Origin of the sequence: Putridiphycobacter roseus, assembly GCF_003234935.1 — a bacterium.
Classification (GTDB): Bacteria; Bacteroidota; Bacteroidia; order Flavobacteriales_D; family Crocinitomicaceae; genus Putridiphycobacter; species Putridiphycobacter roseus.
In genome coordinates, this window is record NZ_QKSB01000006.1 from 213464 (window position 1) to 227553 (window position 14090).

15 protein-coding genes are annotated in these 14090 nt (G+C 34.1%); 10 read left to right on the forward strand and 5 right to left on the reverse strand.

What is annotated here, in order from left to right; genetic code table 11:
* Position 1: 1 nt before the first annotated feature.
* The gene (locus tag DNU06_RS11475) at positions 2–739 is read left to right on the forward strand and encodes a toxin-antitoxin system YwqK family antitoxin (RefSeq protein WP_111063479.1); all 738 of its coding nucleotides are present in this window, start codon (positions 2–4) and stop codon (positions 737–739) included.
* A 243-nt stretch (positions 740–982) separates the two neighbouring features.
* Here the strand turns inward: DNU06_RS11475 and DNU06_RS11480 are convergent, their stop codons facing one another.
* From DNU06_RS11480 to porX, 3 genes are read right to left on the reverse strand one after another with little or no spacing between them, the layout of a single operon-like run.
* Entirely contained in the window at positions 983–2203 is a 1221-nt protein-coding gene (locus tag DNU06_RS11480) for an alanine dehydrogenase (RefSeq protein ID WP_111063480.1), read from the reverse strand.
* The gene (tsaE, locus tag DNU06_RS11485; protein ID WP_111063481.1) at positions 2200–2613 is read right to left on the reverse strand and encodes a tRNA (adenosine(37)-N6)-threonylcarbamoyltransferase complex ATPase subunit type 1 TsaE; all 414 of its coding nucleotides are present in this window, start codon (positions 2611–2613) and stop codon (positions 2200–2202) included. Before tsaE ends, DNU06_RS11480 begins: the two co-directional genes overlap by 4 nt.
* 46 nt (positions 2614–2659) lie before the next feature.
* Positions 2660–4204, reverse strand: a complete 1545-nt coding sequence (porX, locus tag DNU06_RS11490; protein ID WP_111063482.1) for a T9SS response regulator signal transducer PorX — start codon at positions 4202–4204, stop codon at positions 2660–2662.
* Positions 4205–4251: 47 nt separating this feature from the next.
* Here porX and DNU06_RS11495 point away from each other — a divergent pair, with 47 nt between their 5' ends.
* The 8 genes from DNU06_RS11495 (at position 4252) to DNU06_RS11530 (ending at position 11380) form a co-directional block, all read left to right on the forward strand.
* Positions 4252–5487 carry an HD domain-containing protein gene (locus DNU06_RS11495; RefSeq protein ID WP_111063483.1) on the forward strand — a complete coding sequence of 412 codons (1236 nt, stop codon included), beginning with the start codon at positions 4252–4254 and terminating at the stop codon, positions 5485–5487.
* 81 nt (positions 5488–5568) lie between these two features.
* Complete coding sequence (gene lpxD / locus DNU06_RS11500; protein ID WP_111063484.1) at positions 5569–6615, forward strand: UDP-3-O-(3-hydroxymyristoyl)glucosamine N-acyltransferase; 1047 nt, start codon at positions 5569–5571, stop codon at positions 6613–6615.
* Positions 6612–8015, forward strand: a complete 1404-nt coding sequence (locus DNU06_RS11505) for a bifunctional UDP-3-O-[3-hydroxymyristoyl] N-acetylglucosamine deacetylase/3-hydroxyacyl-ACP dehydratase (RefSeq protein ID WP_111063485.1) — start codon at positions 6612–6614, stop codon at positions 8013–8015. The genes lpxD and DNU06_RS11505 overlap by 4 nt, the downstream gene beginning before the upstream one ends.
* The gene (gene lpxA / locus DNU06_RS11510) at positions 8012–8788 is read left to right on the forward strand and encodes an acyl-ACP--UDP-N-acetylglucosamine O-acyltransferase (RefSeq protein WP_111063486.1); all 777 of its coding nucleotides are present in this window, start codon (positions 8012–8014) and stop codon (positions 8786–8788) included. The genes DNU06_RS11505 and lpxA overlap by 4 nt, the downstream gene beginning before the upstream one ends.
* Before the next feature lie 9 nt (positions 8789–8797).
* Entirely contained in the window at positions 8798–9367 is a 570-nt protein-coding gene (efp, locus tag DNU06_RS11515) for an elongation factor P (protein ID WP_111063487.1), read from the forward strand.
* Positions 9368–9420: 53 nt separating this feature from the next.
* Positions 9421–10161: an alpha/beta fold hydrolase gene (locus DNU06_RS11520; protein WP_111063488.1), complete on the forward strand. Its 741-nt coding sequence runs from the start codon at positions 9421–9423 to the stop codon at positions 10159–10161.
* The gene (locus DNU06_RS11525) at positions 10161–10787 is read left to right on the forward strand and encodes an alpha/beta hydrolase (protein WP_111063489.1); all 627 of its coding nucleotides are present in this window, start codon (positions 10161–10163) and stop codon (positions 10785–10787) included. The genes DNU06_RS11520 and DNU06_RS11525 overlap by 1 nt, the downstream gene beginning before the upstream one ends.
* Positions 10784–11380 carry a hypothetical protein gene (locus DNU06_RS11530; protein ID WP_111063490.1) on the forward strand — a complete coding sequence of 199 codons (597 nt, stop codon included), beginning with the start codon at positions 10784–10786 and terminating at the stop codon, positions 11378–11380. Before DNU06_RS11525 ends, DNU06_RS11530 begins: the two co-directional genes overlap by 4 nt.
* Here DNU06_RS11530 and ctlX read toward each other — a convergent pair.
* Complete coding sequence (gene ctlX / locus DNU06_RS11535) at positions 11373–12284, reverse strand: citrulline utilization hydrolase CtlX (RefSeq protein WP_111063491.1); 912 nt, start codon at positions 12282–12284, stop codon at positions 11373–11375. The two genes, DNU06_RS11530 and ctlX, sit on opposite strands and share 8 nt — an antisense overlap.
* Between ctlX and DNU06_RS11540 the strand changes: the two genes are divergently transcribed.
* Positions 12267–13073 carry a M15 family metallopeptidase gene (locus DNU06_RS11540; protein WP_199399018.1) on the forward strand — a complete coding sequence of 269 codons (807 nt, stop codon included), beginning with the start codon at positions 12267–12269 and terminating at the stop codon, positions 13071–13073. The genes ctlX and DNU06_RS11540 overlap by 18 nt on opposite strands.
* Position 13074: 1 nt before the next feature.
* Here the strand turns inward: DNU06_RS11540 and DNU06_RS11545 are convergent, their stop codons facing one another.
* Positions 13075–14073: an AMP-binding protein gene (locus DNU06_RS11545; protein ID WP_111063492.1), complete on the reverse strand. Its 999-nt coding sequence runs from the start codon at positions 14071–14073 to the stop codon at positions 13075–13077.
* Positions 14074–14090 lie beyond the last annotated feature (17 nt).

The following is a 14090-nucleotide window of genomic DNA, read 5'->3' on the forward strand; positions in this document are numbered from 1 at the left end:
AATGAAATATAATTTAATCTTACTTTTTATTACCTTTTCTAGCATAGTATATGGACAGTTAAACCAAATAGATGCGCAAAAAAGAAAACAAGGTCCTTGGGAAACTTTTTACGAAAACACCGCTTCGTATAAATATAAAGGACAATTTAAAGACAATATTCCTTATGGTGTATTTACTTACTTTTACCCAAGTGGTCGCGTTCAAGCAAAAGTGAAATTTAAAAATGAAGGTCTTGTAACCTATAGTCAAGTATACCATGAATCTTCTGGAAGAGTAAAAGCCATGGGAAAGTACATCAATCAACAAAGAGATAGTACATGGACTTATTTTGACAATAAAGGAAATGTTAAAAGTAAAGAAACTTATAAAAATGATAAATTAGAAGGACAGCGTGTTATTTATTACGAACCTATAGAAGGACAGTATATTGTGGCACGATACGAATATTACACTAATAATGTGCTAAATGGCACTTTTAAAGAATACCATCAAAACACCAAATTAAAAGCAGAAGGCAATTATCTAGACGGTAATTTTAATGGCGAGGTTAAATACTATTACCCAAATGGTAAAATGGAACGCTTAGAACGTTACAAATATGCTGTAAAGCATGGTTATTGGATATTTTTTAACGAAGATGGAACCCAGGCTGGAAATAAGCTTTACTGGGAAGGGAAAGCATTAAAGGGAGAAGCCTTAGAAAAGAAAAAAGCAGAACTAAAAGCCGAAAAAGAGTAATCTATTTTATTCTTCTTCGCCATTACAGCGCGTCTATTAATACTTTATAATAGGATAATTAGAATTCAATTTTCTTGTAAAAAAGAAAGGTAGGATATATCTTGATAAATAAAATCAGTACCAAAGCATATCCTTAAAAAAGTCACCCCGCCCATAAATTATTAAAAATAATTAACTGCGTAATCTAACTAGACCCGTGCATTTCATTTCGAAAACACCTCTTCGAATAGCTATAAAAAAAGATTAAAAGGCTGCTAACAACAATTCTATATCCTTGTAAGGCAAATCAAACACCTTCCCTAATATTTGAGAGGTTAACTTTCCTTTATATACGTATACCCCACTTCTAAATCCGGCATCTTTTCGAATCATATTCTTACAACCACCAGATTCTCCTATTTCTAGTACAATTGGAGTAAAAATATTACTCAATGCAATAGATGCCGTTCTAGACACCCTTGAAGCAATATTAGGTACACAGTAATGGATAATATCGTGTTTAATAAAAGTAGGATTATTATGATTTGTCACTCTTGATGTTTCAAAACAACCACCTTGATCAATACTAATATCCACCAATACAGAGTGTGGTTTCATTTGCATAATCATGGCTTCCGTAATTACGCAAGGAGTTCTACCAAAAGGCGCCCGAATAGCCCCAATAACGGCATCCGCTCTTCGAATTGCTTTTTCTAATAATTTTGGCTGAATAACCGAAGTATATACTTTTTGACCAATGTCATTTTGCAATCGGCGTAGTTTTGAAATTGAATTATCAAACACTTTAATCGAGGCACCTAAACCAAGGGCTGCGCGACAAGCGTTTTCGCCTACAGTTCCAGCCCCTAAAATCACCACTTCAGTTGGCCGAACCCCAGCTACTCCGCCCATCATAATCCCTTTACCGTTATTATAATTTGACAACAACTCAGCCGCAATCAACACAGCAGTAGTACCCGCTATTTCACCCATTGCTCTTACAATTGGAAAAATTCCTAAATCATCCCGTATATAATCCCAAGCAATAGCAGTAATTTGTTTCTTCATCAAAGAAATTAAAGTCTCCTTAGGTTGTAGGGTTAACTGTAATGCCGAAATTAGGGTTTGGTCGCCCGGCATTAAGTCAATTTCTTCTTGGGTAGGTGGTGCCACCTTAAATATCATATTGCTTTCAAAAACTGCTTTTCTATCCAAAGCAATCTCCGCGCCAGCCTCAGCATAATCACGGTCAGAATATTGCGACTTTTGTCCGGCGTTACTTTCTACAATCACATGGTGTCCATTACTGACTAATAATTGTACTGTTTCAGGAATAAATGCTACCCTATTTTCTTGAAAAGAAGTTTCTTTAGGTATCCCTATAGACAGTTTCCCTCTTCTTTGCTTCACTGCTAACATCTCTTCTTGAGGTAGCAAACTCCCCTCCTTCATTAAGGACTTTAAAGTCTCTGGATCCGTAATCATATACCAACGTCTATTATTCTACTATTAACATCAACTGCAATACTCACATTTACGCAGTCTGGTGGTAAAAGGTTCCCAATTTTATCCGGCCATTCCATAAAACAATAATGATCTTCGTATAAAATATCCTCTACTCCAATGTCATACGCTTCTTCTTCTGAGTTCAATCTATAGAAATCGAAATGAAAAATAGCGCCATAATCCTTGGACAAGTATTCATTTACAATAGAAAAAGTAGGGGAAGAACTATGATCTTCAATCCCCATTTGTTTTAATAAAGCATTGATAAATGTTGTTTTACCCGCCCCCATCTCTCCTTCAAAAGCAAACTTTTTACGACCATCAACAGCCTTTAAAAAATCAATGGCAGCTTGGTCGATTTCACGCAATGAATTTACTTTTATCTGCATAAAAAATGGGTTTATACAAATATAAATAATGTCGGTATATTTTAAGCTATTTTGCGGTTAATTCTATAAACGGAATAATTACCTCCTCTAATGAGATTCCACCATGTTGGAAAGTATTTTTATAATAGTTGGCGTAATGATTATAATTATTTGGATAAGCAAAAAAGTCATTTTCTTTTGCAAACACATACGAAGAGCTCATATTTTCTTGTGGTAATTTTATATTTTTCGGTGACTTAAAAACACTCACTTCTTTCTCCTTATAATTTAAATTTTTCCCCACTTTATACCTTAAATTCGTATTTGTTTGTCTATCTCCAATAATTTGAACAGGATTATCCACTTTAATGGTACCATGATCGGTAGTTAAAAAGGTTTTAATCTTTTTTGCTGCAATTTTCTGTAGCATTTCCTTTAAAGGCGAGTGTTCAAACCACGTTTTTGTCAATGCGCGATAAGCAGCTTCATCATCCGCTAATTCTTTAATCACTTCCATCTCGGTACGGGCATGCGACAACATATCTACAAAATTATAGACCAATACGTTAAAATCATTATTCAATAAGTCATTAAACTTATCTACCATTCTACGCGCAAAGTCAAGTTTGATAACTTTATGGTAAGACATTTTAACCTGTTTGCCATGTCTTTTTAAGTTCGCAGCAAGTAAGGCCTCTTCATGCATATTTTTACCACCTTCATCATTTTCGTTTAACCATAAGTCTGGATGTTTTTTCTCAATTTCAATCGGCATTAAACCTGCAAACATGGCATTTCTAGCATATTGAGTAGCCGTTGGTAAAATAGAATAATATAATTCTTCCGACTCTACATTAAAATATTCACTGATTAAAGGTTGTAATATCTTCCATTGATCAAATCGTAAATTATCAATTACAATTAAAAAAACCGGTTCTTTTCCAACCACATTAAAAACTTTTTTCTCTAAGAGGTTATTCGACATGATGGGACCCTCTTCTTCTCCTGTCACCCAATCCTCGTAATTACTTTCAATATATTTACAAAACTGTGTATTGGCATCTTTTTTTTGCATATCAAATACCTCTTCCATACCATTGTCTCCAGAAGACTCCAGCTTTACTTCCCAATTCACCAACGTCTTATATACTTCTTTCCATTCTTCAAAATCGAGACGATCGTTCAAACGCATGCCTATTTGTCGAAATTCCGTCTGATAATCAGAAGTGTTTTTTTGGCTGACTAATTCTTTGGTATTTAAATTTTTCTTGAGAGAAAGTAATATTTGATTTGGATTAACTGGTTTGATCAAATAATCTGAAATCTGACCACCAATCGCCTCCTCCATAATATGTTCTTCTTCACTTTTGGTAATCATAATTACCGGCACCAATGGATTTGAATCTTTAATTAAAGCTAAAGTTTCCAGACCACTATACCCTGGCATATTTTCATCTAAAAAAATAATATCGAAGTGCGTTTCCTTTGCCATATCCACAGCATCACGCCCATTATTGGAAGTTTCCACGATATATCCTTTTTGCTCTAAAAATAAAATATGTGGTTTTAAAAGGTCTATTTCGTCATCTGCCCATAATATTCTTGCTTCCATATTGTTCTTTTTGTTAATTTTGAATTGCTAATTTAATAATAATTGATTTGCCAAACTCGACAGTAAATAAACTTAAAATCATAAACGATCCCGTACATGGTTTTATTACAATACAAAACGAATTAATTTACGATTTAATAGAACACCCCTATTTTCAGCGTCTCCGACGAATAAAACAGCTGGGTTTATCTCATTTAGTCTACCCAGGCGCAAACCACACCAGGTTTCACCATGCTTTAGGCGCTATGCATTTAATGTTTAAAGCCTTAAACACACTGGAAAGAAAAGGAGTTGAAATAACAGAAGCGGAAAAAAACGGTGCATTAATCGCAATTTTGTTACACGACATTGGTCATGGTCCGTTTTCGCATACATTAGAACATACCATTTTAAAGCAGATTCACCACGAAGACGTTTCCATATTATTTATGGATAGGTTAAACATAGAGTTTAATGGGAAATTGGACTTGGCCATTGCCATTTTTAAGGATGAGTACCCAAAACCATTTTTACACCAATTGGTATCTAGTCAGCTTGACATGGATAGACTAGACTACCTGCAAAGAGACAGTTACTTTACAGGGGTTTCCGAAGGGATAATTGGTAGTGAGCGTATCATTAAAATGTTAGATGTAAAAAATGGAGAACTCGTGATTACTGAAAAAGGAATTTACTCTATTGAAAGTTTTATCAGTTCTAGACGAATCATGTATTGGCAAGTATACATGCACAAAACAGTGGTGGCTTCAGAATACCTATTGAGAAACACCTTGAAAAGAGCAAAAGAGTTGTTCATGAATGGAGAAGAATTATTTGCTTCCCCGAGTTTAAAAATATTTTTAGAAAAAAATTATTCTTTGCAAGACTTTAAAGAAAACAATGATTTACTGAATGATTTTGCCATGATTGACGACGCTGATATCACCGTATCCATAAAAGTTTGGCAATCTCACCCAGATAAAATACTGAGTACATTAAGCAAAAACATAGTAACACGTAAACTATTTAAAACAGAAATAGGAAAAAAACCTTTTTCTGCAGAAAGGATAAAAAAAGAATCGGATAAAATAATTGCCAAATACCAAATAAAAAAAGAGGATGTTCCTTATTTTTTAATTACAGATAAACTAAGTAATAGTGCCTATACAGAAGACTATAAACAAATAAAGATTTTAGACCGCTCAGGTAATGTTACCGAATTGAGTAAAGCATCTGATAATTTTAATATTGCTGCACTTTCTTCACCAGTTGAAAAATATTTTATCTGTTATGAAGTTAACTAATGTGGATTAGTGTTAATAACTCAATAGCAAAAACACATAGTATCTGCTCATCTTTAAGAACGAATTATTATTTTTGACACAATGGAATTTTCAGCAGCACAAATTGCGGGTATTTTAGAAGGCGAAATCGTGGGTAATGACGCCCAAATGATTACTGGACTCTCTAAAATTGAAGAAGGTAAACTTGGAACTTTATCCTTTTTATCCAACCCTAAATACGAAGAATACATCTACGAAACCAATGCATCTATTGTAATTGTCAATGACACATTTAAGCCACAACGTGCTTTAAAGTCGACTTGTACTTTAATAAAGGTAGCAGATGCCTACGCTTGTTTTGCCAAATTACTAGATTTATATAATCAGGCGATTGAAAAACCTGCTAAAATTGAAAAACAAGCATACATTGCTGAATCAGCCAAGGTGGGAAATGAGGTCTATATTGGTAATTTTGCTTACATTGATGAAAATGTAGTAATTGGTGACCACAGTAAAATATACCCTAATGTAGTGATTGGGGAAAATGTAAAGATTGGAAAACATGTAAAAATATTTCCAAATGTGACGGTGTATAGGGATTGTATTATTCAAGATCATTGTACCATTCATGCGGGAGCAGTAATTGGAGCAGATGGTTTTGGTTTTGCGCCAAATAGTGAAAATAATTACCAAAAAGTACCACAAATCGGAAATGTAATTTTAGAAGAACATGTGGATATAGGCGCAAACACATGTGTAGATAGAGCTACTTTAGGCGCTACCATAGTGAAAAAAGGAGTGAAATTAGACAACATGGTTCAAATTGGACACAATGTTGAAATTGGAGAAAACACAGTAATTGCGGCCCAAACGGGTATTGCTGGTTCGGCTAAACTAGGAAAAAACATGATGGTTGGCGGTCAAGTTGGCATTGTGGGACATATACATTTAGCAAATGGCACATTAATTGGCGCACAAGCTGGTGTTCCAAAAACAATTAAAAAAGAAGGAACTACATTATTAGGCTCTCCAGCTTATGATGCAGAAGATTATAAAAAATCTTATATGGGCTTTAGAAGACTACCACAAATTTTAGTCAGATTGAGGCAATTAGAAGAGGAATTAAAACAAATAAAAGAAAGTAAATGAGCGAAAAGCAATGTACGCTAAAAGCTGCCATCCAATTTAATGGTGTTGGATTACATACAGGAGAACCTGTAACCATGATCATTCAACCTGCAGCAGATAATCACGGTTATAAATTTCAAAGAATTGATATTGAAAAACAACCAATAATCAAAGCAGATGTAGACAATGTAATATCTACAGACAGAGGAACGACTTTAGAACAAAACGGTGCAAAAGTATACACTACAGAACATGTTTTAGCTGCTTTATATGCCATGCAAATAGACAATGCGCTGATACAAGTAGACGCTCCTGAAATACCAATCATGGATGGTAGTGCCAAATTATTTGTGGATGCTATTGAAAAAGTTGGAAAAATAGAACAAGATGCAGTACGTGATTATTTTGAATTGGATGAAAATTTGAAATGGGAAGATGTGGATAAAGAAATTGAATTTTTAGCCATACCTGATAAAGAGTATCGTGTTACTGTAATGGTTGATTACCGCTCACCTGTTTTGGGGACACAACATGCAAGTATGTTTAATATAACAGACTTCAAAACTGAAATTGCAGCTTGTAGAACCTTTGTCTTTTTAAGAGAATTAGAATTTTTAGCCAAAAATGGTTTAATTAAAGGTGGTGACTTAGACAATGCCATAGTTTTAGTAGAAAGAGAGAATATCAATAAAAGCGAATTGAATAAATTAGCGAAACTATTGGGTAAAGAAAGTTTAGACATCTCAGTGGAAGGTATTGGCGTTTTGAATAGTACTAAATTAAAATTTGAAAACGAACCAGCACGTCATAAATTATTGGACATTGTAGGCGATTTAGCTTTGGTTGGAAAACCAATTAAAGCACATATATTAGCTGCACGACCAGGTCACTCAGGAAATGTTCGTTTTGCTAAAATATTAAAAGAACAAATTAAAAAACAGGCAAAACAAGGTAAAAAGTTTGACTTAACTAAACAACCCGTATTTGACACGGTTGCAATTGAAAAAATGTTACCCCACCGCTACCCATTTTTATTGGTAGACAAAGTAATGGAAATAACAGATAATTCAATTATTGGTGTGAAAAACATTACCATGAATGAGCCACAGTTTACCGGTCATTTTCCTGGTAACCCAGTATTTCCAGGTGTACTTCAAATTGAAGCCATGGCACAAGTTGGTGGTATTTTCGCTTTAAACCAAGTAGAAAACCCACACCTTTACTCTACTTATTTCATGAAAATAGATAAAGTTAAATTCAAGCAAATGGTTCGTCCTGGTGACGCTTTAGTTTTTGAATTAAGCTTATTAAGCCCTATTAGAAGAGGATTAGTCAACATGGGCGGTATCGCTTATGTAAATGGTATTCCTGTAATGGAAGCAGAAATGCTTGCTCAAATTGTAAAAGATAAAGCAGAATGATAAGTAAATTAGCAAATATTGACGCAAGTGCCATTATCGGTGAACAAGTAAAAATTGCTAGTTTTTCTACTATTTATAATGATGTAGAAATTGGGGACGGAACAGATATTGGACCGAATGTTACCATATACCCTGGCGCAAGAATTGGAAAAAATTGTAAGATTTTCCCTGGTGCCGTAATCTCTGCGATTCCCCAAGATTTAAAATTTAATGGCGAATATTCGACTACTGAAATTGGAGATGGAACGGTTATACGTGAAGGCGTTACTATTCACCGTGGCACTGTCGACAGAAATAAAACGGTAATTGGTAAAAACTGCCTACTGATGTGTTATGTACACATTGGACATGATTGCCTTTTGGGGGATAACGTAGTAATCGCTAATACCTCAAATATTGCTGGACATTGTACTATTGACGACCATGCAATCATTGAAGGCATGGTTGGTGTACAACAGTTTGTAAATATTGGTGCTCATGCATTTATCGCTGGAATGTCTAGAGTTAGAAAAGATGTCCCACCCTATATTAGAGTGGCACGAGAACCCCTTTCTTATGCTGGTGTAAATTCAATTGGCCTTAGGAGAAGGGGATTAGATGATGAAGCAATAAAAGAAATAGAATCAATCTATCGTATCTTATTTGTAATGAACAATTCCATTTCAAAGGGAATTGAACAAATTGAAGAAGAAATTAGAGATTCAAAACATAAAAAAGAAGTAATTGAATTTATCCAAAAATCGGACAAAGGAATTATTAAAGGATTAATATAAAAAAAGAACATGGCAGATAGCACATCAGACATTAAGAATGGATTATGCATGAAGTTTAAAGATAAACTTTATACCGTTACCGAATTTCAACATGTAAAACCGGGTAAAGGTCCTGCATTCGTGAGAACGAAAATGAGAAATATTGAAACGGGAAAAATTATTGATAATACTTTTTCTGCAGGACATAAAATAGACGTAGTAAGAATTGAAACAAGAACTTACCAATTTTTATATGCGGAAGGAGATGGTTTTCATTTTATGAACACCGATAATTACGAGCAAGTATTTATTGATAAAACAATGGTTGAAAAAAAGGAATTTCTAAAAGAAGGAATTTTAGTGACAATCGTTTTCCATGCAGAAGAAGAGTTACCTTTAGTAGTAGAATTACCAGATTTTATTGAATCAGAAGTGACCTATACCGAACCAGGAATAAAAGGAGATACCGCCACCAACACTATGAAACCTGCTACCATTGATACCGGTGCAGAAATTAGAGTGCCATTGTTTATTGACATTGGAGATAAAATTAAGGTAGACACAAGAAATAGCGTTTACTCAGAAAGAATTAAAGGCTAATTTATTACTAATACAAATACTAAAGCATTCCTTTTTAAGTGAATGCTTTTTTTATGGAAAATATTTATTACCAATATCATAAGGGGACTGCTCATCCCAATATTTGCCTTGTTTTTCTCCACGAAGGACTTGGTAGTATAAAAACTTGGCGTAATTATCCAGAAACTTTGAGAAAAGCATCTGGTATGAGCACTATGGCATACGATCGTCCTGGATACGGTAAGTCAACAGGTAACCTGCTAAATCGGCCGTTGAATTACTTAAATTTAGCCGCAGCCGACCTTTTTAATCTACTCCAAAAAGAAAAAATAGACCAAGTAATTCTGTATGGTCATTCTGACGGAGGCTCAATAGCTCTTGATTTTGCTGCAAAATACCCCACCATGGCCCTAGCACTTATCACAGAAGCGGCGCACGTTATTGTAGAAGACATTACCTTAGTTGGCATTCGAAAAGCAGTAAAGGCTTACGAGGAAAACAAATTAAAAGGTTTGCAAAAATGGCATGAAAGTGACTATACAGTAATTTTTGAAGCCTGGTCTAAAACCTGGTTGAACCCCGCATTTAAAGAATGGTCCCTGTTAAAAGAATTAACATTAATTAAATGCCCAAAACTAATCATACAAGGAACTGAAGACCAATATGGAACATTAAAACAAGTGCAGTTAATTGAAAATTTAACAAAAGGTAAAACAGATTTATACATACCAAAATGCGGTCATACTCCGTTTAAGGAAGAAACGACAGCTGTTACAGATAAGGTTATTGCTTTTTTAAACGATACAATATTATAATGGAACACCAAATACAAATTAATAAATCGGCTATTTACCAAACCTTTGGCGACCCCGAAAAAGCAGATACGATTCTATTCGCTTTACATGGTTATGGACAATTGAGTAAATTTTTTATTCGCAAATTTCAAGCTATGCCCAAAAATTACTTTATAGTAGCTCCCGAAGGTTTTCACCGTTTTTATTTAAACGGTACTGATGGAAGGGTTGGTGCATCTTGGATGACCAAAGAAAAAAGAATCGACGATATTAAAGATTATGTATTATTTTTAAATAAGCTATGGAGTGAACTAGACCAAACCTATTCCTTTAAAAAAAGGGTTTTATTAGGATTTTCCCAAGGTGGGGCAACCGCTGCACGTTGGTTAAGTATGGGTAATTTGAAAGCAGATAAATTTATTTTATGGGCAGGTGTATTCCCTCCTGACATGCAAGAAAACTGGGATGAAACATTCCAACATTCCTCTAATATTTTTGTCGTTGGAGAAGAAGACCCCTATTTCACCCCTGAAAAAATTAAAGAACATATTACTTTTTTTAAAACAAAAATGCCGAATTTCAGTACTTTTACTTTTAAAGGCCCCCACAATATTGACAAGGATACACTTCTAAAAATTTGCACATGAAAATATTTATTGCGACCATATTTATGCTGATGACCATCACTAGTTTTGGTCAATACGACATGGAAGAAAACGAAAAAGATACCATTCCGAAAGCACAAAAAACAAGTACTTTCGAACTGCAAAAAAACATCAGTGTTGGTAGTTCTCTTAACTTATTGTTAGGGAATTATACTTTTGTTTATCTCGCTCCTCAAATTGGTTACGATATTAAACCAAAAATAAACATAGGACTGCAAGGCATGTATCAATACACCAGAATAAACTATTCTGGATATGTAGAATATGCAAATGTTTTTGGAGGTGGTATATATGCACGTTACCGACCAATTGAAAAATTAATTTTAGAAACAAGCGTTAACCTTTACCGCATTAAGTATGGCGCAAACAACACCACTAATACGTTTAAACTAAACGCTAATAGTTGGCTAGCAGGAATAGGATATGCTAGACCATTGGGAGAAAAAGCATTTGCAAACTTTTTGATTTCTTACGATATACTTGGACACGAAAACAATCCTGAACCTATAATATTTAGTATCAATAAATTTAATTTGTATTATAAGTTTTGTTTTATTTTATACCCATTTAACTAGGCACCCCCATCAACATACAGCGCGTACTACCACCACCAACTCTTTCTATAATAGAAATGTTGGTTTGTACAATGTCAGAATATTTACGGATGATACTTATTTGGGTATCATTCAAGGCATGATAAGCTGTTCTACTTATTAAAAGTTTAGATTCCCCTAATTGATTAATGACTTCCATGCAATTTCCAGCAAAGTTATTTAGCTGGTTAAAAGATAAATCGATAACTTCTTTTCCAGATGCCATTAGTTTATTTTTTATCATATTTCTTTCCATCAAATCCTCAATACAAGCTAAACAAATTATGGCATAGTCTTTTGCCACTGACATAATTACATTTGTATGATAAATAGGCACACCATTCATATCAAAAGCACCAAAATAAAATCCTTGTAAACCGTTCAATTGACAAAAATCATGGAACAATTTCTCATCTGTTCTACTCGATTCAATAGCATAGGCAATATCCTTATCAAAATCAAAAACCATAGACCCTGTACTTTCCAGAAATTTATCTTCATTTTCAAAATGACTCCAATCCACTAACTCCTGAATATCAAACTTATCGACAATGGTATCAATAATTTCTTTTCTCCTTTCTCCTCTTCTACTAGCAGCCATCATGGGGAACAAAAACGCTTTTTTATTCGGCATAATCGCCATCCAATTATTAAAGAATACGGCATCCGGTAATTTTTCATCTATTGAATCCTCAAAAATAACCACATCAATATGGTGACTTTCTAAAACATCTACCATATCATCAAATTCAAGCAAAGCTTTTTGTTGGATAAATTCTGTTGTAGCATTCACCTCATTTTGAAATGGATTTGTATTTTTAGTGAATATATTAAATCCAAAATTATTTGGACGTAGCATTAAAACCGTATGAACTCCTTTAAACATTACTTAACCATTAAATTTATACCCCTACTATCCATCTTATTCCTATTTAGTTGTAATTCTTCGGAAGGGAAATTACCTAAAAAAATAGACAAGAACAAATATTCAAATGAGAAGATAGATTCTCAATTCGTGGATCACCAAAATATTACACCACAACCCATCAAAGCAAAAACGAAGCCTGACACATTAGAAATGGCTATAATCAATGCAGGGCTGGTAGATATTCAAAGCTTGGACACAACCATATTGGTCTCATTAAAATATGCAACAACCGATAATTTTATGCAAAAGAATGTATATGGCAGTCTAAAAAAAGCATATTTACAAAAAGAAGTTGCAGAAAGTTTAGTAATTGCTCAGAATTACCTAAAGTCCATAGACAGCTCCCTGACGTTATTCATTTATGATGCTGTTAGACCCCGATCCGTTCAACAATACATGTGGGACTATTTAGAAATGCCCATTGCAAAAAAAGTAAAATTTGTTTCAAATCCAAAAAATGGGTCAATACACAATTATGGCTCAGCCGTAGACCTTACCATTGCAAGTATTAATGGAGAAGCTTTAGACATGGGGGCAAAATATGACGAAATCGAACAAATAGCTTATCCAAGACTTGAAAAACAGTTTTTAGCTTCAGGAAAACTAACCACCACTCAGGTAGAAAACAGAAAGTTATTGAGAAAAGTAATGAAGCATGCGAATTTCACTGGTATTTCAACGGAATGGTGGCACTTTAATCGCTACTCTAGAACAGTTGCCAAATCGAAATATAAAATTATTGAATAATTTATTTTCGAATAATTTTCCCCGTAGCTGTCTCTTCAAACTGAAGGATAAATTCAATTATTTTAGGCATTTCGTATGGGTGTAATACTTCTTGTAATTTTCCACTTAAGACCTGCTGATCCAAAGTAGGTTCGCCTTCAATTTTCAATACAATTTGTTCCCCAAATTCCGAATGAAAGGCCTTTGTAATATAATACCTACGTCCATTTAAAAAATCATCTATTTTTCCTTCCACCAACTCAGGATGAACTTTTACACCTCCAGTATTGATTACAAAATCTTTTCTCCCTTTCCAATCAAATGAAAACTGGTCTATAAGCGACACCACATCATTAGTCACTAATTTATTTATTGCAAGGTGTGCTGCTGAAATCACCAAACAATTTTCAGGCGTTACAGCAAAAGTAACCCCTGGCAATGCCTTAAAACTAGTCTTTTCTTTTTGTATTTGCTTTAGGGCAATGTGACTAATAGTTTCAGACATGCCAAAAGTGGCAAAATTCGTATTTTTTAATTTTTCAAGCTTATCCTGCAACTCTTTTTGAATAGGCGCTCCTCCAATAATTACATGATTTATTTTTTCATAAACTTCTCTGCTCTTTTTACTCCCTAAAATAGTAGATACTTGAAAGGGGACAAAAGCAGCAAAATGAAGGTCATAAGGTATATTTTCAAGTAAAGGATTACTATTAATTGTCCCGACAATTAAAGTCATATCATACACAATTGCCCTAACAACCTGCATCATTCCAGCAATATAGTTAACCGACAAGTTAAGCAAAATAGCATGTTCTTTTTGAAATGAAAAATAATCACCCGTAGCGAGCGCAGAAGCCTTCATGTACTTCTTTTCCAAATAAATAACCTTAGGAGGACCAGTTGAACCTGAAGTTTTTAAGGCGATCGTTTCTTGGGAATCGAACCATTTCTGGATAAATTCAGTGAGTTCATTTTGCGCTGAGATTCCAACTTTAGGGAGAAAAATAATTTTGTCAAACATTGTAATGGTATGTAATT